This is a genomic window from Undibacterium sp. GrIS 1.8 (assembly GCF_040544445.1).
GTDB lineage: Bacteria > Pseudomonadota > Gammaproteobacteria > Burkholderiales > Burkholderiaceae_D > Undibacterium.
Window position 1 is genome coordinate 24,679 of record NZ_JBEONQ010000017.1, and the last position, 21,534, is coordinate 46,212.

The 21,534-nt window shown below is 46.7% G+C and carries 20 protein-coding genes; 3 read left to right on the forward strand and 17 right to left on the reverse strand.

Annotated features, from left to right (window positions below; all coding sequences use genetic code 11):
• Positions 1–382: 382 nt before the first annotated feature.
• Positions 383–1,447, reverse strand: a complete 1,065-nt coding sequence (gene mnmH / locus AAKU64_RS09955) for a tRNA 2-selenouridine(34) synthase MnmH (RefSeq protein WP_354333627.1) — start codon at positions 1,445–1,447, stop codon at positions 383–385.
• Between the two features lie 4 nt (positions 1,448–1,451).
• Positions 1,452–2,330 (reverse strand): arylesterase, encoded by an 879-nt coding sequence (locus AAKU64_RS09960; RefSeq protein WP_503012701.1) that lies wholly within the window; start codon positions 2,328–2,330, stop codon positions 1,452–1,454.
• Between the two features lie 34 nt (positions 2,331–2,364).
• Here AAKU64_RS09960 and AAKU64_RS09965 point away from each other — a divergent pair, with 34 nt between their 5' ends.
• Positions 2,365–3,069: an ABC transporter ATP-binding protein gene (locus tag AAKU64_RS09965; protein WP_354333685.1), complete on the forward strand. Its 705-nt coding sequence runs from the start codon at positions 2,365–2,367 to the stop codon at positions 3,067–3,069.
• A gap of 210 nt (positions 3,070–3,279) precedes the next feature.
• On the opposite strand, the gene AAKU64_RS09970 is transcribed toward AAKU64_RS09965, so the two are convergent.
• The 14 genes from AAKU64_RS09970 to fliF all read right to left on the reverse strand — a co-directional run bounded on the left by AAKU64_RS09970 (position 3,280) and on the right by fliF (position 17,096).
• Positions 3,280–4,947, reverse strand: coding sequence for an NAD(P)H-hydrate dehydratase (locus AAKU64_RS09970; protein WP_354333631.1), 1,668 nt, complete (start codon positions 4,945–4,947; stop codon positions 3,280–3,282).
• Between the two features lie 43 nt (positions 4,948–4,990).
• Positions 4,991–5,776 (reverse strand): flagellar biosynthetic protein FliR, encoded by a 786-nt coding sequence (gene fliR, locus AAKU64_RS09975; RefSeq protein WP_354333633.1) that lies wholly within the window; start codon positions 5,774–5,776, stop codon positions 4,991–4,993.
• Between the two features lie 63 nt (positions 5,777–5,839).
• Positions 5,840–6,109, reverse strand: a complete 270-nt coding sequence (gene fliQ, locus AAKU64_RS09980) for a flagellar biosynthesis protein FliQ (protein ID WP_322118204.1) — start codon at positions 6,107–6,109, stop codon at positions 5,840–5,842.
• Between the two features lie 40 nt (positions 6,110–6,149).
• Complete coding sequence (gene fliP / locus AAKU64_RS09985) at positions 6,150–6,881, reverse strand: flagellar type III secretion system pore protein FliP (protein ID WP_503012622.1); 732 nt, start codon at positions 6,879–6,881, stop codon at positions 6,150–6,152.
• Between the two features lie 125 nt (positions 6,882–7,006).
• Entirely contained in the window at positions 7,007–7,516 is a 510-nt protein-coding gene (fliO, locus tag AAKU64_RS09990) for a flagellar biosynthetic protein FliO (protein WP_354333635.1), read from the reverse strand.
• On the reverse strand, positions 7,513–7,947 hold the full coding sequence (gene fliN / locus AAKU64_RS09995) for a flagellar motor switch protein FliN (protein WP_322118206.1): 435 nt from the start codon (positions 7,945–7,947) through the stop codon (positions 7,513–7,515). Before fliN ends, fliO begins: the two co-directional genes overlap by 4 nt.
• 12 nt (positions 7,948–7,959) lie before the next feature.
• Positions 7,960–8,955, reverse strand: coding sequence for a flagellar motor switch protein FliM (gene fliM / locus AAKU64_RS10000; RefSeq protein WP_322118207.1), 996 nt, complete (start codon positions 8,953–8,955; stop codon positions 7,960–7,962).
• Positions 8,956–8,984: 29 nt separating this feature from the next.
• Positions 8,985–9,497 carry a flagellar basal body-associated protein FliL gene (gene fliL, locus AAKU64_RS10005; protein WP_354333638.1) on the reverse strand — a complete coding sequence of 171 codons (513 nt, stop codon included), beginning with the start codon at positions 9,495–9,497 and terminating at the stop codon, positions 8,985–8,987.
• Positions 9,498–9,958: 461 nt separating this feature from the next.
• Positions 9,959–11,383, reverse strand: a complete 1,425-nt coding sequence (locus tag AAKU64_RS10010) for a flagellar hook-length control protein FliK (protein ID WP_354362075.1) — start codon at positions 11,381–11,383, stop codon at positions 9,959–9,961.
• 78 nt (positions 11,384–11,461) lie between these two features.
• On the reverse strand, positions 11,462–11,899 hold the full coding sequence (fliJ, locus tag AAKU64_RS10015) for a flagellar export protein FliJ (RefSeq protein ID WP_354333642.1): 438 nt from the start codon (positions 11,897–11,899) through the stop codon (positions 11,462–11,464).
• 35 nt (positions 11,900–11,934) lie between these two features.
• Complete coding sequence (fliI, locus tag AAKU64_RS10020; RefSeq protein WP_503012623.1) at positions 11,935–13,248, reverse strand: flagellar protein export ATPase FliI; 1,314 nt, start codon at positions 13,246–13,248, stop codon at positions 11,935–11,937.
• 429 nt (positions 13,249–13,677) lie between these two features.
• Positions 13,678–14,376 carry a flagellar assembly protein FliH gene (locus AAKU64_RS10025; RefSeq protein WP_354333646.1) on the reverse strand — a complete coding sequence of 233 codons (699 nt, stop codon included), beginning with the start codon at positions 14,374–14,376 and terminating at the stop codon, positions 13,678–13,680.
• The gene (gene fliG / locus AAKU64_RS10030; protein WP_322118213.1) at positions 14,369–15,364 is read right to left on the reverse strand and encodes a flagellar motor switch protein FliG; all 996 of its coding nucleotides are present in this window, start codon (positions 15,362–15,364) and stop codon (positions 14,369–14,371) included. The genes AAKU64_RS10025 and fliG overlap by 8 nt, the downstream gene beginning before the upstream one ends.
• Positions 15,357–17,096, reverse strand: a complete 1,740-nt coding sequence (fliF, locus tag AAKU64_RS10035; protein WP_354362076.1) for a flagellar basal-body MS-ring/collar protein FliF — start codon at positions 17,094–17,096, stop codon at positions 15,357–15,359. Before fliF ends, fliG begins: the two co-directional genes overlap by 8 nt.
• 324 nt (positions 17,097–17,420) lie before the next feature.
• Between fliF and fliE the strand changes: the two genes are divergently transcribed.
• On the forward strand, positions 17,421–17,786 hold the full coding sequence (gene fliE / locus AAKU64_RS10040; protein WP_354333650.1) for a flagellar hook-basal body complex protein FliE: 366 nt from the start codon (positions 17,421–17,423) through the stop codon (positions 17,784–17,786).
• Positions 17,787–18,386: 600 nt separating this feature from the next.
• A complete protein-coding gene (katG, locus tag AAKU64_RS10045) occupies positions 18,387–20,588 on the forward strand; it encodes a catalase/peroxidase HPI (RefSeq protein WP_354333652.1) in 2,202 nt (733 codons plus the stop codon).
• A gap of 169 nt (positions 20,589–20,757) precedes the next feature.
• On the opposite strand, the gene AAKU64_RS10050 is transcribed toward katG, so the two are convergent.
• A complete protein-coding gene (locus AAKU64_RS10050; RefSeq protein ID WP_354333654.1) occupies positions 20,758–21,519 on the reverse strand; it encodes a flagellar brake protein in 762 nt (253 codons plus the stop codon).
• Positions 21,520–21,534: the final 15 nt, after the last annotated feature.

Consider the following 21,534-nt stretch of genomic DNA (forward strand, 5'->3'; position numbering starts at 1 on the left):
CGCTAAACCTTGTTATATATTAGGTGCGTAACTGGTTCAAAGAAGGAGGTCGATATCGATAAACGACAACAGCGAACGACAAGAACTTTTTCATACCCAAGTTGGATCGAGTGAGTTCCGGTTCTTTTTAGCGTTCCGGTTATTATGAGGTGGAATGAGTAGTAATGCTCTATCGGGTTTCATGTAGTTTTTTTGAAATTGCAATTACCTTAGTAATACAAGTAACACCTACAATTTGTGTAATACCATTCCGTATTTAATAGCGGATCCGAGGTCTCTACGATTCCTCATAATGTCGCTGACACAAGGACAAAAAGACGGTGGTGCAATGCCACCGTTTTTTACGTTTAGAAATTTTTGTCAGCTCGCCATCAGTTTTAAATCAAACTACCTTCTCTAAAATACGGCTCGCAGTCGCCTCAAAATTTTGCGTTTCTATGCCCGTCTGCAAGATCGCATCTGCTTGCGGATATTGTAAAAAATTTTTATCGATAGACCGTAAGTAAGCTGGGTCGTAATGCTGTTGCAGCAGCTCTTCGACCAAATTTTCCATCTGGCCATTGCTTGCATAATGTTTCCAATGCTGGATTTTTTCTTTGCCGTGCAAGCTGACCAGACAATCCAGCTGGCGATTTAAATTTTCTGCATCCGTTACAAAGTGAGCATAGTCTTGCATCAACAACTGTACCCGGTCTGTAGTTGCCAAACTAAGTGCAATACAGGGTGCAGCACGCATAGTTTGTATGATTTGATCTGGTACGCGCAGGTTGCCAACTTTTTTACTTTCTGATTCCACAAACACCGGCTGCTCTGGATCAAAATATCGTAGTGTTTGCCATATCTGGCTTTCAAACATTTTTTGTGAGGGTTGTGGCTGGCTCGGTAAATGTCCTAAAACTGAGCCACGATGCATAGCTAGCTGTTCTAGGTCCAGCACTTGCGCACCTTGGGTTTTTAGGGTCTGTAATAAGCGGCTTTTGCCGCTGCCAGTAGTGCCACAAATCACTTGCCATCGTATCGTATCTGCTAATACTGGTAGCGCCTGGTTGACATGCTGACGATAGTTTTTATAGCCGCCGTCAAGCTGTACGACTGGCCAGCCTATCTTGGCAAATATATGTGCCATTGATCCGCTACGGTTACCGCCACGCCAGCAGTAGATCAAGGGTTTCCAATCTTTTGGCATGTTTAAAAAGTTGGACTCTACATGGTGGGCGATATTTTTTGCGACAAGGACTGCACCGATTTTTTTAGCCTCAAATGCACTGACTTGTTTATACATGGTACCAACGCGAATACGTTCTTCGTCATTTAAAACAGGACAATTGATGGCAGTTGGGATGTGATCTTCGGCAAATTCAGACGGAGTGCGTGCATCAATGATGGCGTCAAACTCACTAAGTCTGGGCACCACATCATTAAAGCTGATGAGTTCTGGATATTTCATTAAATTATTTTTTACCTGGTGTAGTCACTGGTGTTGTTGATTGCTTGATAGATGAACTAACTGATTGACCAATTAGGGGACTCAATTGAGGCCAGACATTGTCGAGTATCGCTGGATGTGCTGCAGCGACCATGTGAATGCGATCAGCCTGGAATAGCTCCGGCTTATCGGCCACGCCTTCTAATAGAAATGGGACTAAGGCGGTTTGCTGTTCTTTGGCGACTTTGGCATAGATAGAGAAAAATCGTTCTGTGTAATCACGACCATAATTGGGTGGAATTTGCATGCCAATCAGTACCACTTTGGCTTTTGCTTTTTTGCTGGCGATCACCATATCGCGAAAATTTGTTTCTGATGCACCCAATGCCAGACCGCGCAACGCATCGTTACCGCCAAGTTCGATCACCACCACGTCGGGATGATATTGGATCAGCAGTTTATCTAATCTAGCTTTACCACCGCTGGTGGTTTCGCCGCTGATACTGGCGTTGATGACGGTGGACGGAATTTTTTTCTCTTGCAAACGTTTTTCTAATAATGCGACCCAGCCGGTACCGCGTGTTAAGCCGTATTCTGCAGATAAGCTATCACCAAGCACGAGCACAGTTTTTGATGCAGAATGATTCGCTGCATGTACTATGGGTGCTGAAATTGCTATCACTGTTGTCGCTAGTAAGCTGATCGATAAAGCGGTCAATAAGTTGGTCAATAAGTTGGTCAATAAGTTGGTCAATAAGTTGGTCGATAAGTTGGTCGATAAGTTGATCGACGAGCGGGCAACCACGTTGCGCCTTAACATGACGATCTCGCTAAATAATCTAGCTAATGAATGAGTCAATCTGCTGCATAATTCCAGCACATTTTTTTTATTTAAAAAAAGCATGAATCTTCCTAAAGAATTGCCTGTGGACCTAACAATGAATGCATCAGCGAATCAAAATACTAATTTACGACTCTCTATTGAAGTCAAACATTTGTCCAAGCAGGTCAGCGATGCAACCGGTACGCTGAATATTTTGCGAGAAATTGATTTTACCGCGCAAGAGGGGGAGACGCTTGCGATTGTTGGCGCTTCTGGCTCAGGTAAATCAACTTTGCTTGGTATCTTGGCTGGACTGGATACACCGAGCGAAGGTAAAGTAATCTTGGACGGGATTGATATTTTCGCCTTGGATGAAGATGGAAGGGCACAGTTTAGAAAAGAAAAACTGGGTTTTGTTTTTCAATCCTTTCAGTTACTAGCGCATTTGAGCGCGCTGGAAAATGTCATGCTGCCGCTGGAGTTACGTGGTGATTCTCAAGCACGGAATAAGGCAACTGAGATGCTAGGGCGGGTGGGTTTATCTAGCCGTTTGCAGCATTATCCAAAATATTTATCTGGTGGTGAACAGCAGCGGGTAGCATTGGCACGTGCTTTTGTGACTGAGCCACCGTTACTGTTTGCCGATGAACCGACCGGGAGTTTGGATGCCGTGACTGGCGAGGCAGTAATCCAGTTAATGTTTGCGCTCAATCGGGAACGTGGATCAACTTTAGTCTTGGTGACGCACGATTTGTCGATTGCGGCGCGCTGCGCCCGCACCATAAAAATCACCGCAGGCCGTTTAGATTTGGGAATTTGATGCTTTTATTTTGATGCGGTGACTTTGATACGGTAACTTTAATTCATAGTATTTTTGCAATAAAACATAGAATTTATTTTTGATGAAATAGGGGAGTATTTTTAATCGTCCAGAGATAATATGGACAATACCTATGATTATTGGTTATACTCTATCTGAGTATATTAATTTTCTCAGGTAATTTACCTCATTTCGACTGATGTCCTGAGTTTAGCCAAGACGGTTAATGCAGCGTCGTACCATCATGATGAGCTCGCTGGCGGTTAGTCCTACCGGACCTATACCTTGTTCTACCAGCAGATCAGCTGCTTTGCCATGGAGCCAGACTGCTAGCCCTGCCGCCGCTTGCGCCGTCAGTCCTTGCGCTAGCAATGCTCCGCAGATGCCTGCTAATACGTCGCCTGTTCCGCCTGTAGCTAATGCGGGATTGCCGCTGGTGTTGATGGTAATCTGTTCATCTGGTGTGGCGATGATGGTTCCCGAACCTTTTAAGATGACCGTGGCATTGAACTTATTCATCAGCTTGCGCGCGCTTTGAAGGCGGTCTGCCTGCACCGCTTCTACACTAATACCGAGCAGACGAGCGGCTTCTAGAGGATGTGGCGTGAGGATGGTGCGTACGGTCTGATCTGTTTTGTTTGAAGCGCTTAGTGCAGTTTTAGCAGTGAGGCCTGCTTTGCCCGATCTTGCATGGACGAGTAATTGCAGCGATCCGTTATTGGCAATTAAATTCAATGCATCCGCATCAATCACGATGGCGCTGGCTTCTTGCAGGCATTGTTCCAACAATAACCGGGCTTTATCCGATAGACCCAAGCCAGGCCCAATGACGATAGCGCAGTTTTTAAAATGCACATCGTCAGCGTTGCGGCACATTAACTCAGGATTGATCGGGTCATGCGTCAGCGGAGGTGTTGTCATACTGCCGATAAACACCCGACCCGCGCCACAATGCAACGCTGCACGAGAAGACAATAGTGCCGCACCTGCCATTCCATCCGCACCACCAATTACAAACACATCGCCAAAACTCCCTTTATGGCTATCTTGCTGCCTTGGACTGAGTGCCGCCATCAGCTCCGACGGGTGACACAAGCGTGCTTGGGGTGGCGGATATAGAGATGCATCAATACCCAGATCAGCAACTTTAACGATACCTGCATAATCTTTGCCAGCCGCGGTATGCAAACCAGGTTTGTTGGCGATAAAAGTAATCGTATGGGTTGCCCGCACTGCGATCCCATTTTTACCAATGACTTGCCCGGTGTCGGCATTTAGGCCACTAGGTACGTCGAGCGCCAGCACTGGGATTCTGGCGATTGTGGCATATTGATTGAGCTGCTCGATTAGCTTATAGGTTTTACCCTCGATCGGATGTCTTAGTCCAATTCCAAACAAACCATCGATTACCAATGACCAACGCTTACCCGATGTTTGGGCTAAATAATCTAAGCCAAAAAAGTGTGCCTGGCTTGATTGCGCCTGCACCAGACTGTCTTTTGCTTCTGGAGAATAGTGTTCGATTCCATGCGTAATAATGACGGATACCCGCTCGCCTGATGCAGCTAACAAATACGCCACTTGCAATGCGTCACCACCGTTATTGCCCGGACCTGCTAACACCAATATGTCAATTGAACTTGGCACCGAGCTTGACGCCGGGTTTGCTGTTAGTTCAAAGCTGGAAGAAGGCGCTGAATGATCTGCAATTAAGGTTTTCGCCAGTGTTGCGGCTGCCACACCAGCCGCACGCATCAGGCTGCCATCCGGTGAGGTCACAAGCGATGCAGATTCGATGGCACGGATTTCCTCCGTTGAATATAAGGCGCTGAAGGATGTCGACTGTGATGCGGAGGAGGGTAGAAGATCGGTCTGCATCATATAGATTTACACTAAAGAGGCGCTTGGGGAGATTATGAGATTAGGGATTTATCGGGATTCCCAAAGACAGTATAGCCTCAATCGTTTTTTGGAAAGCATTCTCGAACGGAATCATCCAATACGGCAATACCATACTCAGCATTAAAAATCCTACGCCGATCGTAATCGGGAAGCCGATACCAAACAAGTTAAGTTGAGGCGCAGCACGAGTCAAAATCCCCAATGCAATATTAGTGATCAGCAAGGCCGCAACAATTGGCAAAGATAAACGCATACCAATACTAAAAATTTCGCCACCCCACAACGCTAAACGTTGAAAGCTAAATCCCATCGTCAACGAAGTAGAAATTGGAATCGTCTTAAAACTATCGACCAAGGTAGCGATCAACGACAAATGTACATTTAAGGTTAAAAAAAGTAAGGTCGCCAGCAGCACCATAAACTGACTGATCGCCGATGAGCGGCCCTGCGTCTGTGGATTGAAGAAAGTCGCAAAGCCCAAACCCATAGTCAGACCTATCGCTTCACCAGCCATCTCAATCCCGGCAAACGTGACGCGCATCATAAAACCCATTGCGGAGCCGATCACAAATTGCTGCGTCAAAATCATGATTCCCGTGAGAGAGATCATGTCTACATTTTTAAGAGGGGGAATGATGGGAGCGACGATTAATGCAATCATAACGCCAAGCACTAGCTTAACTTGCACAGGGACGCTGTTATTGCCAAACGGAGGAGCGATCACAATCATGCCTAAAATTCTGGTTAAGGGCCAGATAAAAGAAGCGATTAATGCGATCAGGTCATTTCCTGAAAAGGAAACCATAGGACTATCTAATTCGTAGTTGTGCTGAACGATCTGCTGAGGGACTGGCTGATGTACTAAAACTTAGCTCGCCAGAGTAGCGATGCTGGTAAACATCTCACGCATGTAATCAGTTAAAACCGACAGCATCCAAGGTCCAGCAATAATCAGGGTGACAAAAATACCGACTAACTTAGGGATGAAAGACAAGGTCGTTTCATTGATCTGGGTTGCCGCCTGAAAAATACTGACGATCAAACCAATCCCAAGTGCGACTAATAACAGTGGCGCAGACACCATCAGAGTGACTTCCATTGCGTGGCGGCCGAGTGACATGACGCTATCTGGGCTCATACTTTTCCTCTTGTTTTTAAATTATTTTTAATGCGGTCTGCTAATAAAAACTCTGCGCCAGCGAACCAATCAATAACTGCCAGCCGTCGACTAATACAAATAGCATGAGCTTAAATGGTAATGACACGATAGCTGGCGACACCATCATCATCCCCATAGACATCAATACGCTAGCGACCACCATATCGATAATCAAGAAAGGAATAAAAATCGCAAAGCTAATTTGGAAGGCAGTTTTTAATTCGCTAGTGATAAATGCGGGGATCAAAATCCGTAAAGAAACGTCTTCCGGGCCTTGTAGTTCTGGTGTGTTTGACAGTTTTACATACAAGGCCAAATCACTTTGCCTGGTTTGTTTCATCATGAATTTTTTCAACGGCGCGACACCTTTGTCCATGGCCTCCGACATCGATATTTTATTTTCTGAAAACGGTTGATAAGCGTCTGCATAAATTTTATCGAACACCGGTCCCATCACAAATAAAGTCAAGAACAGTGCCAAGCCAACCATCACCTGATTCGGAGGCGCTGACTGTGTGCCCAACGCCTGACGCAACAAGGACAACACGATAATGATGCGGGTAAAGCTGGTCATCATTAACAACACTGCCGGTATAAAAGACAGCGCTGTTAAGAACAGTAATGTTTGAATACTTAAAGAATAATTCTGTCCGCCACCTGCTGCCGGCGTCGTGGTAATTGCTTGCAGACCGCCGGTAGTTTCAGCCATGGCATGTACCGGAAGCAGGAGTGCAATGCCCAACATCAGCATCAGAGTAAGACCCATGATTATCGTCGTTGGCTTAGACATTGATGTAGCAGTGCGATTGAATAAGCGAGCTATTTTCATACCGTATTGATCTTGTAACTTAGCTGGTAACTTAGCTGGTAAAAAAATCATTCTGACGCCTTATGGTTACTGCTGCCGCTAACACCGTTGTTGCGCTTTTCTATCGTCTTCGCTAACCATGCCGAAAATGGATTGGCTGCTTGGGTACTCATTTGTTTTGCCAATTGTTCTGCAACGATCTGCTCTTGTTTTGGCATGGTGGATAAGGTGGTGATCTGCTGTGCGGTTACACCGACAACTATCCACTGGTCGGCTACTTCCACCACCATAATGCGTTCGCGATTACCAACATTGACGCCACCGATAATATTCACCGGTATCTTATTTCCCGTCACTGCCGGGCCGATTCGTTTGAAGAGCCATGCGGCAAATAACATTAATGCCAGTACTGCTGCCAAACCCAATAAGATTTGCAAAAAACCAGTCGTCGGCGAAATCGCTTTAGTTTCTGCCGCCGCCCACGCCTGATTGCTGGCAGACAGTAGTCCAATAAAGGTGCCGCTTAACGAACCGTAAAAATATCGATATCGTTGCAAGTGAAAAGTGGAGCAGATCATTTATTGAGTTTGCGTATACGTTCAGCCGGCGTCACGATATCTGTCAGACGAATACCGAATTTATCATTCACCACCACCACCTCACCTTGCGCAATCAGACAGCCATTGACCAGTACATCCATCGGTTCGCCAGCCATACCATCTAATTCCACTACTGAGCCTTGCGCCAGTTGCAAAAGATTTTTAATGGCGATTTTGGTCCGTCCTAATTCCACCGTGAGCTGTACCGGAATATCCAAGATGAAGTCGATATCATTATGGGTTTCGGTATGCGTGCCCTTGCCACTAAATTCTTTAAAAATAGCCGCACCACCGCCAGCGGCAGGCGGTGCACTAGCAGCCGCAGCGGCTGCTGCATCTGCCTTCTCTTGTTCTGCAATTGCCGCGCCCCAATCATCTTCACTGATTGGTGTGTCATTAGTATCATCCATTTGTACCGTCCATTATTTTTCTCCCTGCGCTACTTCGCTGACGCTGGAGCTAATTAGTTTTTCTACACGCAAAGCATATTGACCATTAAATACACCGTATTTGCATTCCATCACCGGTGTACCATCTACCTTGGCTGACACAATATCCGGTATCGAAATCGGGATCACATCGCCCTCTTTCATATTCAAAATATCGCCCAACGTTACCTTTGCCGTGCCCAGATCGGCTACGATTTCTACTTCGGCAATTTGGATTTGTTGCGTCATCAGACGCACCCAACGCTTATCGACTTCCAGCGTTTCACCTTGTAGGCTACTGGTCAGAATATCTCTGATCGGTTCTATCATGGAGTAGGGCATGCACATATGCATTTCGCCACTGACGGGGCCAAGTTCTATCGTAAATGTGGTCGAGACAACGACCTCATTTGGGGTCGCAATATTGGCGAACTGAGTATTCATTTCTGAACGAATATATTCAAATTCAACTGGGTAAACCGGCTCCCAGGATTTGGCATAAGTTTCAAAAATAATTTCTAAAATACGCTGAATAATCCGTTGCTCAGTTTGAGTAAAATCACGCCCCTCAACCCGGGTATGAAAGCGTCCATCGCCGCCGAATAAATTATCAACCAATAAAAATACTAAGCCTGGGTCTAGCACGATCAAAGAAGTACCGCGCAGGGGCTTCATGTGTGTCAAGTTGAGATTGGTCGGTACAACCAGATTACGGATAAATTCACTATATTTAGATACCCGCACGGTACCGACAGATACCTCGGCACTACGGCGTAAAAAATTGAATAAACCTATCCGCAACAAGCGTGCAAAACGCTCGTTGATAATCTCCAGCGTTGGCATACGTCCGCGGACGATACGCTCTTGGGTCGCAAGATTATATGGGCGGACACCTGAGGTGTCCTCCTGCGATTGAGAGTCATCCTGATCTCCCGTGACACCCTTAAGTAGGGCATCAACTTCTTCCTGTGAGAGAAAATTATCAGACATAGTTTATTGGCGTACTTTTAAAATGCTATTTATTGAATGACAAACGAAGTGAAGTACACATCACTTGCTTTTTGCGGCTCACCTTTTGGGGCGAATGGTAAATTAACTTGTTCGATAATTTCTTCAACCAGTTTTTTCTTGCCATCGCCAGTCAGTATCTCGTTGGAGTCTTTGCTGGAAAGTAGCATTAATAGTCTGCTACGCACCTGTGGCATATTAGTTTTGATTAAATTAACTTGTTCTTCGTCCGGCACTTTGAGCGTCATACTCACCTGTAAATATTTATCTCCAGCATCCGATTGGAGGTTGACCGTGAATGGCTCTAATGCCAAAAATACCGGTGCTTTTGCAGGTTCTGCTTTGTGTTCTTTTTCTTTAGACGGGGCATTCTTTTTCGCTAAAAATATGGCAGCACCGCCACCAATGCCACCCAATACCAAAACACCTGCGACGATCATAATGATCAGTTTTTTCTTAGACTTTGGGGCCGGTGGTGCATCTGCGGCGGCTGCCGCAGCGGGTTTCGCTGGTGCTTTAGACATTTTTTCCTCTCGCTTGATGTGTCACGGGTACATCTCGCATGTGTTGGGTCATTATCTGCAATTATCAGTCAATGTTATCTGAGAAAAAGAAGGCGTATTTCAGATCATCTCTTTCATTTCAGATTAAGCATCTGCCGGATAACTGGATATCTAACGGATTCAAGTAAAGCTTTTACAAAGTGGATTGTCATTTCAGACTAAACCAGAATTGAGCTATATCGGGTAGTTCTGCACAAATCCTAACTTAAATAAATCAGATTGAGGGATTGATGAATAGCATCAAGTCTTACTTGATCGCTTTTAATCAGTCTCATTGCAGCTGAATTGCAACTTCACTACAGATCAACAGCAGCTTGATTTATATTTTACATGTTTAGGGTCGGTGTTAGACCTTAGACCCCAGAACTTGCAAACAATCTGCTGATCGTAGACGAAGTAAGGCAAATTGAGCTTGGACAAATTTAGGCAAAGGTATCAACCATACCGATTTTGCTGATGACTTTGCCTGTGCTTGAGGTAACGCCAGCGATGGTCGTGTCAGTAGAAGATGTCTGCGCGCTGGACGATCTGCTTCCAGAGCGCCCGTCTTGAGGTGTGTTGCCTTGCTGGGAGGATTGCGTGCCAACAGAAAAGCCGGATAACTGTACGCCGGCATCACTCATCATCTGGCGTAGTTTAGGTAGCGCAGATTCTAAGGCATCTCTTACATCGGGATTAGCTGATGTGAATGTTGCATTGGCTTGATCATTGTTGACACTTAACACGACTTTTAAAGGGCCAAGATCAGGTGGATTCAAGGTTAATTCAGCTGTTTGTTGTCCGCCCGCCACCATCCAAACTACTTTTTGACCAACGGCCTGATCCCAAGCAGGGGTGCTGACGCGTGGTGCCAGATGCTCCACTCCCGGAGCATTTGCCGCTTGATTACTGCTGACTGCGAGTTGCTGGGCAAAGCTTTGTATCGTTGGTGTTGTAGCTTGTGCTGCGTCTTGTAATTTATCCAGGGCGGCAGTTTTGACGCCCGCACTGCCTTCTATCGCTTCAATTGCTTGTGGCATCGCCGATTTTTGAGATTTGTCGCCTGCCAGTGCGTTGGTCGTGTCTGCTGTTAAGCCTCCAGCTTGTTTTGCATCTTTGGAGGTCGTTGATGCGCTCGCCTTGTCGTCTGGCTGGAGTTCTTTGCTGGCATTGATTTTCCCAATCGCATCGCTTGCTGCGGCGATAACTTTGCTAGGAGCCGTGCCAGCATCTATAGTTGCTGTGTCTTTACCTGTCGTCGTTATATTTGCTGCATTTGTTTGGGCAAGTAAGGCTTTTGCCGCTTCAGTTGTAGAAACGTCTTTGTCGGCCAGGCTCAGAGCTGGGCTTGCAGCAGTCAGAGATTTTGTATCATCTTTTGAGCTGGCGTCTAGCTTTTTAGGATCAGTTGCAAGTTGCCCGATGTTGCCGACCAGCGCGATCAATTGCGCGTTATTGCTTGCATCTGAGGTAGATGCTTTGTCTGCGGTATCGGCCTGATCTTGCGTGGTTTGTTTGGTTTTGCTCGTGTCTTTTACTGACTTTGTGTCATTAGTCGCGTTGTTAGTTTGCGCTGTGGGTGTAGGCTGATCCGGCGTATTTGGTTTAGATACGTTTTGGCTTTGCTTATTGTTTTGATTGTTAGTCGTACTTTGCGTACTTTGCGTACTTTGCGTACTTTGCGTACTTTGCGCACTTTGCGTATTTTGTGAAGTCTGTGTCGCTTGCGTGTTCTGGTTATTTTGCTGCGAGATTTCTTTATTCAATACTTGATCGAAGGACGTACTTGGCGGCGGATTATTGGCGTTAACTGATTTGGCTGAACTCGGCAAATTGTCAGTTGAGGTAGAAATGATCGCAGTTTGCATAATGTCACCAAAAAATAGTACGAAAGTAAGGTCGTCAGAACCTATGTTGCCGGGTCAACTTAGAAGTTTCCTTCAGTCTCAGGGCTTATAAAAGAATGCTCTTGCTGCATGTTCATCTGTTTGCTTTTGATCTTGCTTGGCTTCTTTTTTCTGCGCGCTCAATTTAGCGCGTTTGTCTAAAATTCCGTAAGAGAGCCGTTTTTTTTCATGTTCTTGCCACTGATTACGCGCCATTTTGATTCTGTTGAACGCGTCCGCAACAATTTTCTTTTGCCCATCGACTGCCGTATCCAGTTTATTGATGAAGGATTGAAAATTGCTGTACTGGGCAATACTTAAACCTTGTGCTGCACTATTTTGAAACCGGTTAATGTAATCCTCCCGATACTGCGACAACAAGGCTAGCTGCTTCTCAGAGTCCTCATGAGCACGTATCGTTTTGCCTAAATATTTGGCAGCCTCTTCGGTATCTCTTTCCGCAATCTCTATGAGTGTGCTGATAGGGGATTTTTGCATTGTCTCTATTTATTATAGTCAGCTAAAACAAGAGTCTATCCCCCGAACAGAGCAGAAAGTCCCTGCAAGCTCTCGGGTATGGTGGATTTTTCATTGATATCTTGTTGCAAAAAAGCATTAATTTGAGGATACAGGCGAATCGCGTCGTCTAGCAGTGGATCTGATCCGGCCGAATACGCGCCGACGCTGATGAGGTCGCGGCTACGCTGGTATCTTGAATAAAGCTGTTTAAGACGGCGCGCTAACTTTTGATGTTCTGGCGAGGTAATGCTATGCATGGCGCGGCTAATCGATTGTTCAATATCAATTGCAGGGTAATGTCCGCTCTCTGCCAAACCACGGTCCAGCACAATATGGCCGTCAAGAATCGCTCTGGCTGCGTCGGCAATCGGGTCTTGCTGATCATCGCCTTCGGTCAATACGGTGTAAAAAGCGGTGATAGAGCCGCCGCCATCCACACCATTGCCAGCGCGCTCAACTAAAATCGGCAATTTTGCAAATACTGACGGGGGGTAGCCTTTGGTTGCCGGTGGCTCGCCAATTGCCAAGGCGATTTCCCGTTGTGCCATGGCATAGCGAGTGAGCGAATCCATAATTAGCAAAACACTTTTGCCTTGGTCACGGAAATACTCTGCAATGGTCGTCGCGTACGCCGCACCTTGTAAGCGTAGCAAGGGTGGTGCATCTGCCGGTGCGGCAACGACGACGGCGCGCGCGAGGCCTTCTTCACCTAGAATTTGCTCGATAAATTCTTTGACCTCCCGGCCACGTTCACCAATCAGACCGACCACGATAACGTCAGCAGTGGTGTAACGCGCCATCATGCCAAGTAATACGCTTTTACCGACGCCAGAGCCCGCGAACAAGCCAAGACGCTGACCGCGCCCGACGCTCAACATACTATTAATCGCGCGCACGCCGACATCGAGTTTTTCAGTAATTGGCGAACGTAATAAGGGGTTGTAAATCCGCGCGCCTAACGGAGCGGATTCGGTCGTCATCAGCGAGCCTAAGGTATCCAGAGGTTTGCCGTTACCGTCTAAAACGCGACCTAATAATTGCCAGCCGACAGGCAAATGCCGGGTGCGGTCACTAGGGCGGCGTCTTGGGTGCTTGGCGTCGCCGTGATACTGATCCTCTTCGGCATACACCAGTGTGCCTGGTGTGACGCCGCTCAGGTCGCTATGTGGCATTAAAAATAGACGATCGCCATCAAAGCCAACGACTTCGGCATCAATGATGGCGCCACCTTGTAAGTGAACAGTACAGGCGCTGCCGACCGGGAGCTTGAGGCCGACCGCTTCCATCACCAGACCGGTCACTTTGGTCACGCGACCGGACACCAGCATCGGCTTCACATCGGCAATTTGTTGTTTGCCGTTACTAAGCAGTTTTTGCCATGAGTCTGAAAGTGCTGCTTGCATGATGTTTTTATTGGCTGATGTAAGAGAGTGGTGAGCGGGGTGACGAATAGAGTGATGACTAAGCAATAAAACTACGGTTTATTCAAATACAGGGCTTACTCAAAACTGCCCTAGCTGCGTCGTTCGTACATAAAGGCGGTTTTCGTCGCCACTCCTTGCCGGAACAATTTTGCGTCAGTCCTGAGATAAATATTGAAGCTTTAAAAACAATCGTTTTAATATACTCCCCATTATTTTTATTAAAAATACCGTATTGTCCAGACTTTGTATGGACAACTAAAATATACAGAATGGGAGTATATATATTTACTCCATTAAATCTAAGTCCGAATTTAAGCCTTAATTTAAGTCAACCTATTCAGTCGTCGTTTTTTTCAATACGGCCGTCAAGCGATCCCAGCGTGTGGCTAAAGTCGCATCGACACTATTTTGTCCGGTTTCTAAACGGCAGCCGCCGCGTTCAATATGATGATCGGCAGTGACGCGCCAGCCAGTTTTGCTTAACTCCTCACCGATGTGATTTTTTAAGATGTCGGCGTCTTCTGGGTTGACCATAATTTGCGCCGGTTGCTGCACCGAGGGCAGTTGATCGATGGCTTCTTGCACGATGGGCAAAATCACTTCTGGATCAATCGCTATGCGCGCTTTTAACATCGCCTCTGCCAACTCGATCGCCAGACTCAGCAAGTCCTTACCCATCACTGCGCTGGCGGCAGAAATCTGCTCGGCAGTGCTGCTGATAAGTTGCTTCATCTGTTCAACCTGCACATCAATCTCAGCTTTACTGGCGGCAAAGCCAGCGTCTTTGCCTTCTTGCAATCCGACCAGATAAGCCTCCTGGTAACCGGCTGCATAGGCTTCGCGGCTCGTGATTTCTTTGAGCTTGGCCAGCTCTTCACGATTGATTCTGGCGGCCAGGTTGGTGGCTACTTGTTGCTCTGCTACATGAGCCGGACGCTCATCGCCAAAGGATGCCATTTCCCAGCGCTGGAAAGCGGACATTTGCCCCTTGGGGAGGTTTTTTGGCGGTATTTTTTCAGTCACATCAGACATACGAATCTTCGCCTTTTGCGCCTAACATGATCTGGCCTTCGTCCGCCAGACGCCGCACAATTAAGAGAATTTGTTTTTGCTGGGTTTCGACCTCTGACAGACGAACTGGCCCTTTGGACTCTAAATCTTCGCGCATCATTTCTGCCGCACGTTGCGACATATTTTTGAAGATTTTTTCCCGCATGTCAGGGTTGGCACCTTTGAGTGCGATGATCAGAGAATCGGACTGTACTTCGCGCAGCAGCAACTGTATGCCTTTGTCGTCAATCTCCAGAATGTTATCGAAGACAAACATCTCATCCATGATTTTTTCGGCCATATCGCCATCATATTTGCGTAAATTCTCCATCACCGAGGCTTCGTTATCGCCACTCATAAAGTTGAGAATTTCTGCTGCGGCACGCACGCCACCAATAGATTTTTTCTTCAGACTCTCGTTGCCAGTGAGGAGTTTAGTCAGTACATCATTTAATTCGCGCAGAGCTGCTGGCTGGATACCGTCCAGCGTTGCAATACGCAGTACGACGTCATTACGTAAACGCTCGGTAAAGTTATTTAAAATTTCGCATGCCTGATCACTTTCCAGATGCACCAGGATGGTTGCAATAATTTGTGGATGTTCGTTCTTGATCAGATCGGCGACTGACGGGGAGTCCATCCACTTCAGACTTTCTATCCCGCTAGCATCTTTGCCACCCAAAATACGGTTGAGCAGGGAGGATGCTTTGTCGTCACCCAAGGCCTTGGTCAGTACATTACGGATGTATTCATCCGAGTCCAGACCTACGGAGGAGCTAATGTCAGCTGCCGCTTTAAACTGCTCCAGCACTTTGGCGATACTTTCATGCGGAATGGCACCGATGGTCGCCATGGCGGCACCGATTTTTTGTACCTCGCGCGGGCCAAGGTACTTCATGACTTCTGCGGCACCATCTTCACCCAGTGCCAGCATCAGTGTTGCTGCTCTTTGTACGCCGTCGTCACTCATTGCTCACCCATGTTTTAATCACATTTGCTACGATTTTAGGATCACTGCTAGCCAATTGTTTTGCCATGTCCAGATTGATATCGTAACCAGAACTTTGTTTTGCTGCGTTGGCCGTCTCTTCATTTGATTTAGACAGCTTGACGATAGCGGCTTCTTCCTCTTCCTGAGCGGCTAATTCTGCGGCTTCTTCCCGCTCTTTTGCGCGTGCTTCTGCAGCTTTTTGTGCCTTGGTTTTGGTTTCTTTGCCCATAATTTTGTAGAGCATAGGGCGCAGATAACCAAAGAACAGATATAGCAGCACTAGCCCGGTCAATATATATTTACCGATATCTTTTGCCATTTGCAACATATCTGGCTGATTCCATAGCGGTGCTTCTACTATAGTTTCTTTTTGTGGTCCGGCAAATGGGCTGTTGACAACATTCAGCGTATCGCCACGATCTTTGTTGAATCCCATGGCTTCTCTGATCAGATCGGTCAATTGAGTTTTTTCGATATCGCTTAATGGTTTGGTCGTAACTTTGCCATTTTTGTCTGTCTCGCTCTTGTAGTTAATTACGACAGCTACTGAGATGCGCTTAACGCCACCCATAGGCTGTTGAGTGTAGCGCAAGGTTTTATCGACCTCGTAATTTACGGTCGAGTCTTTTTGCACTAGACCGCTAGCCGCCGCATTGCTAGCCGCTGCCGCTGCGCTGGCAGTAATCGGGGCGATTGCTGGTACTGGCGGTTGATTAGTCAACGCACCTGGAATACCCGATGCATTCGCGGTCTTGTTATAGCTTTCATTCGACTGCACGCTGCGGATGGTAGAAGCCTCTGGCGGTGAATTAGGGCGATAAGTTTCGGCCGCTTGTTCAGTGCGCGAGAAGTCGATATCGGCAGTTGCTTCTGCTCTGACATTGTTGGGACCAACGATAGGTGTGACAATAGACTCTATCCGCTTGATGATATTTTGCTGGAAATCTTGCACGTATTTTAGTTGTGCCGGATCAAGACCGTTATTGGCCATTTGCTTGTTAGGGTCAGAGAGCAAATTACCGTTTTGATCGACGATGGTGACATTGGCCGCGACCAGTTCAGGTACGCTGCTGGCAACCAGATGCAGTACCGCGCTGACTTGCTGCTGATCGAGAGTGCGCCCAGGGTATAAATTTAGTAAGACAGAGGCGGTTGGTTTCTGTTGTTCTCTGATAAAAACCGAGGATTTTGGCATCGCCAGATGCACGCGCGCCGCTTGCACTGCGGAAATGGCTTGAATCGAGCGTGCTAATTCGCCTTCTAGTGCCCGTTGAAAATTAACTTGTTCTAAAAATTGAGAAATACCTAATTTTTGGTTTTCCATTAATTCAAAGCCGACATTGCCCCCTTTGGGCAAACCTTGCGCCGCCAATTTTAGACGTGCATCATGGACTTGGTTGGCCGGAACCAGAATCGCGCCGCCGCCATCGGAATATTTATACGGCACGTTCATCTGTTGTAGTGAGGCGACAATCGCGCCGCCGTCTCTGTCAGTGAAGTTAGAAAACAAGACTTTGTAATTGGGAGTTTGGCTCCATAGCCAGACGCCAACCATGATTGCAAGCGTAATCGCCGCACCTACAGATAACAAAACGGTCCTCATCCCCGGTGTCTGTGGGATACCCAAAATAGTAGGGAATGCCGGTGACGCAGTTGCGGGCGCAGGGGAGATGCCACCGCCGCCCAGCATAGTTTCATTCGCGGTTGCCATGGCGTGCCTTGTAGTGAGCTTGGTTCAAAAAAATCTGCTGCATATCAAATCCGTTTAAATTTGTTTTAACCATAGATGAATATTTTGATGCATATATGGTTTTTTCCTTGATAGCGATTGTGCTGTTCTTTTTGAAAATCAATCTTAAGAAGAAGCTGTCTTTACACCTTCTTATCAAAGTTATGTGATTTGTAAGCGGTGTTAAGGTAACGCGGTGGATGATGTGGCCAGCCTACGCTGTTTTTACATCTTCTCAGGTTAGTACAGAATGAAGGACAGGATCAAATACGGATCTACTGTGGATGGATTGTTTGGGAGTCAGTGATGAAAATGGGTGGAATCGATAATAGCCAAATTACGGCAATGGTGGCGCAATTAAAAGCCGCCGCAGCACGGATGGAATCGTCTGCGCCGGTTGCTGGCGCAGGTGCGAGCGTAGGTTCGAGTGCAAGCACTGCTCCGGCAAAACTGGATTTTGCAGATGCTCTTAAAGGTGCTCTTGATCAAGTCAATGCTACTGGCGCCAAGGCGGAAGAAGTCGGTAAGCAATTTACGATGGGTAGCGACAACGTCGGTTTATCTGACGTCATGATTTCCATGCAAAAAGCCAATATCTCTTTTCAGGCGGCGGTGCAGGTCAGAAACAGGCTGGTTTCAGCCTATCATGACATTATGAATATGCAAATATAAGCTGGTGGATTTTGCTACATGCAAACTGTCGGTGGTGTATGCTAAACATAAAAATAAGGGGAGTATGTCGATAAATTGCCTCATTGACGAGGTTTTAATTGGACAATTAAATATACTGTATTGAGTATATTGAATTTAAATCGGACAATTTTAGCTTAAAAGTTGTCTGAGGAATCTTAGTTCTTAACATTCGCAATCCCAAAAATACATCCCTTAAATCCCCGTTTATGCGGGGATTTTTTTCGTTCGTCATCATTGTTTGGCGGTAGAAGTAGCATCAATAAACGCCTGAGTTGAATTTGGCATACTATAAATCGCTGTCAACAGTATTAGCTTTCTTATACTTAGGTCAATCAGCACAGCAGCTAATTAAGATTGTAAGAGGTGTTGGTAAGATGGTTCTGGTTTCTTTGAATGGCATAGCGCTATGAGTTTGAAGAGACGTGTCGAAAATTTGTCTTAATTGGTCTTAGTATGCCGTTAATCTAGTTTTCATAGTTAAAACTAATCTATTGCATAATTTAAATTGAGTTGACCTATCAAAATTCGATCTCTAGAATCAATTTGGTAGTAGATATTTAATCAATCAAGGAGATAACCATGTCAAATGAAGCAAAATGCCCGTTTTCGGGTGGCGCTGGCAAACACACCGTGGCTAAAGGCGCACCATCGAACTCAGACTGGTGGCCCAATCAATTAAAACTCAATATTTTGCATCAGCATTCTTCCAAGTCCAATCCTATGGATGAAGAGTTTAATTATGCTGAGGCGTTTAAAACGCTTGATCTGCACGCGGTCGTCAAGGACTTGACCGCGCTGATGACGGATTCACAAGACTGGTGGCCAGCGGATTATGGTCACTACGGTCCTTTCTTTATTCGTATGGCATGGCATGCTGCCGGTACTTATCGTGTGACTGATGGTCGCGGGGGTGCAGGCTCTGGTTCACAGCGATTCGCTCCATTGAATAGCTGGCCTGATAACGGCAATCTGGATAAAGCACGTCGCTTACTCTGGCCTATCAAACAAAAATACGGTCGCAACCTGTCTTGGGCTGATTTGTTCGTCCTGACCGGTAACGTTGCGTTGGAGTCCATGGGCTTTAAGACCTTTGGTTTTGCCGGCGGACGCCCTGATATCTGGGAGCCAGAAGAAGACATCTATTGGGGATCAGAAGGTAAGTGGTTGGGTGATCAGCGTTACACCGGTGACCGTGAGTTAGAAAACCCACTCGCTGCGGTACAGATGGGTTTGATTTACGTTAATCCTGAAGGCCCGAACGGCAATCCAGATCCACTCGGTTCGGCAAGAGATATCCGCGATACCTTTGCCCGCATGGCGATGAACGATGAAGAAACTGTCGCACTTACCGCTGGCGGTCATACCTTTGGTAAGACCCATGGCGCTGCTGATCCGGGCGAGTATGTTGGCGCTGAACCAGAGGGCGCAGGTATCGAGGAGCAAGGTCTGGGCTGGAAGAATAGCTTCGGTAGCGGCAAAGGCGTACACACAATTACCAGCGGTCTTGAGGGTGCATGGACACCTAATCCGATTAAGTGGGACAACGGCTACTTTGAGACCCTGTTCGGCTACGAATGGGAATTGACTAAGAGCCCGGCTGGTGCGCAGCAGTGGAAACCGAAGGGCGACACAGGCGCTGGTACTGTGCCAGATGCGCACGATCCAAGTATTCGTCACGCGCCAATGATGTCCACTGCGGACATGGCGATGCGTATGGATCCGGCTTACGAAAAAATCTCGCGTCGCTTTATGCAAAACCCGCACGAGTTTGCAGATGCTTTTGCCCGTGCATGGTTCAAGCTGACACATCGTGATATGGGGCCAATTACTCGCTACCTTGGTCCACTAGTACCGAAAGAAGAGTTGATCTGGCAAGATCCTATTCCCGCTGTCGATCACAAATTAGTCGAACAGCAGGACATCGTCGCACTAAAAGCGAAGCTGCTCAGTTCTGGTCTGTCGATTTCTCAGCTGGTAAATACCGCTTGGGCATCTGCCTCAACATTCCGTGGCAGTGACAAACGCGGCGGTGCTAACGGAGCACGTATTCGTCTGGCACCACAAAAAGATTGGGAAGTAAATCAGCCAGCTGAACTGGCGACGGTACTTGCTAAATTAGAAGCGATTCAGAATGAGTTCAATGCATCACAACCTGGTGGCAAGAAGATTTCACTCGCTGATCTGATTGTGCTAGGTGGCTCTGCTGCGGTTGAGGCTGCGGCTAAAAAGGCTGGTAACGATGTGACAGTTCCTTTTACGCCTGGTCGTATGGATGCTACTCAGGATCAGACTGATGTGGAATCTTTCGCTGTATTGGAGCCTGCGGCAGACGGTTTCCGTAACTACATCCGTAAAGGTATGGAAGGATTAGCGGCAGAGCTGTTGATCGATAAAGCACAGTTGATGAGACTGACTGCGCCAGAATTGACCGTGTTGATCGGTGGTTTACGGGTTCTGGATGCTAATGTCGGACATGCCAAACACGGTGTATTTACCAAGCGTCCTGAGACTCTAACGAATGATTTCTTTGTGAACTTGCTCGACATGGGCACGAAATGGCAGAAGTCCGCCGCATCGGCCGGCGTGTTAGAAGGTCATGATAGAGCAACGGGAGAGATCAAGTGGACAAGTACGGTTGTTGATCTTGTATTCGGCTCCAATTCCCAGCTACGCTCTTTAGCAGAAGTCTATGCCTCTAGTGACTCGCAGCAAAAGTTTGTAAATGACTTCGCTGCGGCTTGGACCAAAGTGATGAATCTTGATCGCTTTGACCTGGTATAAATCATGACGTGAGACACCTCGGTGTCTGCAAAGTGCGGCCTCGATCTGATATTGGCTTGTTTGATTTCAGTTCGAGTCTGCATACATGACTTAACAGCGTCCCAATAAAAAATCCCCGCTTTTGACGGGGATTTTTTATTGGGACGCTGTTAAGTCATTTGCAAAAACATTATCGCGTGCCGTTTATTTTAGAATTACGTTCTCTTTCCAACTTCATGATGTAGCGTTGAATACTTGCTAATACCGTGTTGGACATGTTTAAAAATTGGCAACCAAGTCGACGATTGGTCTTGCCATTGAGCAGGATTAAGTCCTGGGCGTTCCTGATTTGCAAAGTAGTGTCGATTAGGCCGATATCAGGGAAATCAACTTTGCAATGCTTATAGATCGTACCGATTTCGCTATCTAATAATTTTCTGTCATCCAGTATTGCAATACCACCACAACTGATATCGACCAGAGAAAACTTCGCAGTTTCAGTGCCAAGATCTGTATCTATGGAGATCGCACAGCGAATAGGGTTAGACAGTGGTGTGTTGATACGATAATACTCACGGCGTTGCAGGCGGATAACGCTAACAGGTATCGCAAACTGCAGAGCAGGGCGGTTGTCGAAAGTATCTCGTTGTACCCCGGAGGAGGAAAATTGGATACTTATTCTGTCCAACAAACCTTCAAACGATACCCTTGGCGCTTCGACAATGCGTTGATTAGCCAGTTGGCTCGGCGCACTATCAATAATCAAAGTGTTATTGCTATCATCTACCTCAAGAATGGACGTAATAAAAACTTCTGTACCGCCATTAATCATCATACTAATTAGCTGATTACCTTCTTTTAAACCACGCAACAATGCAATGATCTCGCGACGTGAGTCGACCTGGTAAGGACTCTGATTTTCGGTACCTAGTACGGGAGGTGAAGATTGCATGTTCTTAGTATAATT

Excerpts from the sequence above, each read along its gene's own strand:
- fliN (WP_322118206.1), bottom strand. The coding sequence starts at position 7,947 with ATGGATGATACTAATGACACACCAATCAGTGAAGATGATTGGGGCGCG.
- fliJ (WP_354333642.1), bottom strand. The coding sequence starts at position 11,899 with ATGCAAAAATCCCCTATCAGCACACTCATAGAGATTGCGGAAAGAGAT.
- fliP (WP_503012622.1), bottom strand. The coding sequence starts at position 6,881 with ATGCTGATGTTGGGCATTGCACTCCTGCTTCCGGTACATGCCATGGCT.
- fliF (WP_354362076.1), bottom strand. The coding sequence starts at position 17,096 with ATGGCAACCGCGAATGAAACTATGCTGGGCGGCGGTGGCATCTCCCCT.
- fliO (WP_354333635.1), bottom strand. The coding sequence starts at position 7,516 with ATGATCTGCTCCACTTTTCACTTGCAACGATATCGATATTTTTACGGT.
- fliQ (WP_322118204.1), bottom strand. The coding sequence starts at position 6,109 with ATGAGCCCAGATAGCGTCATGTCACTCGGCCGCCACGCAATGGAAGTC.
- fliE (WP_354333650.1), top strand. The coding sequence starts at position 17,421 with ATGAAAATGGGTGGAATCGATAATAGCCAAATTACGGCAATGGTGGCG.
- AAKU64_RS09970 (WP_354333631.1), bottom strand. The coding sequence starts at position 4,947 with ATGCAGACCGATCTTCTACCCTCCTCCGCATCACAGTCGACATCCTTC.
- fliG (WP_322118213.1), bottom strand. The coding sequence starts at position 15,364 with ATGAGTGACGACGGCGTACAAAGAGCAGCAACACTGATGCTGGCACTG.
- AAKU64_RS10010 (WP_354362075.1), bottom strand. The coding sequence starts at position 11,383 with ATGCAAACTGCGATCATTTCTACCTCAACTGACAATTTGCCGAGTTCA.
- fliI (WP_503012623.1), bottom strand. The coding sequence starts at position 13,248 with ATGCTGGTGTCCGGTCGCGTGACCAAAGTGACCGGTCTGGTGATGGAA.
- fliR (WP_354333633.1), bottom strand. The coding sequence starts at position 5,776 with ATGGTTTCCTTTTCAGGAAATGACCTGATCGCATTAATCGCTTCTTTT.
- fliM (WP_322118207.1), bottom strand. The coding sequence starts at position 8,955 with ATGTCTGATAATTTTCTCTCACAGGAAGAAGTTGATGCCCTACTTAAG.
- fliL (WP_354333638.1), bottom strand. The coding sequence starts at position 9,497 with ATGTCTAAAGCACCAGCGAAACCCGCTGCGGCAGCCGCCGCAGATGCA.
- AAKU64_RS10025 (WP_354333646.1), bottom strand. The coding sequence starts at position 14,376 with ATGTCTGATGTGACTGAAAAAATACCGCCAAAAAACCTCCCCAAGGGG.
- katG (WP_354333652.1), top strand. The coding sequence starts at position 18,387 with ATGTCAAATGAAGCAAAATGCCCGTTTTCGGGTGGCGCTGGCAAACAC.
- AAKU64_RS09965 (WP_354333685.1), top strand. The coding sequence starts at position 2,365 with ATGAATGCATCAGCGAATCAAAATACTAATTTACGACTCTCTATTGAA.
- AAKU64_RS10050 (WP_354333654.1), bottom strand. The coding sequence starts at position 21,519 with ATGCAATCTTCACCTCCCGTACTAGGTACCGAAAATCAGAGTCCTTAC.
- mnmH (WP_354333627.1), bottom strand. The coding sequence starts at position 1,447 with ATGAAATATCCAGAACTCATCAGCTTTAATGATGTGGTGCCCAGACTT.
- AAKU64_RS09960 (WP_503012701.1), bottom strand. The coding sequence starts at position 2,330 with ATGCTTTTTTTAAATAAAAAAAATGTGCTGGAATTATGCAGCAGATTG.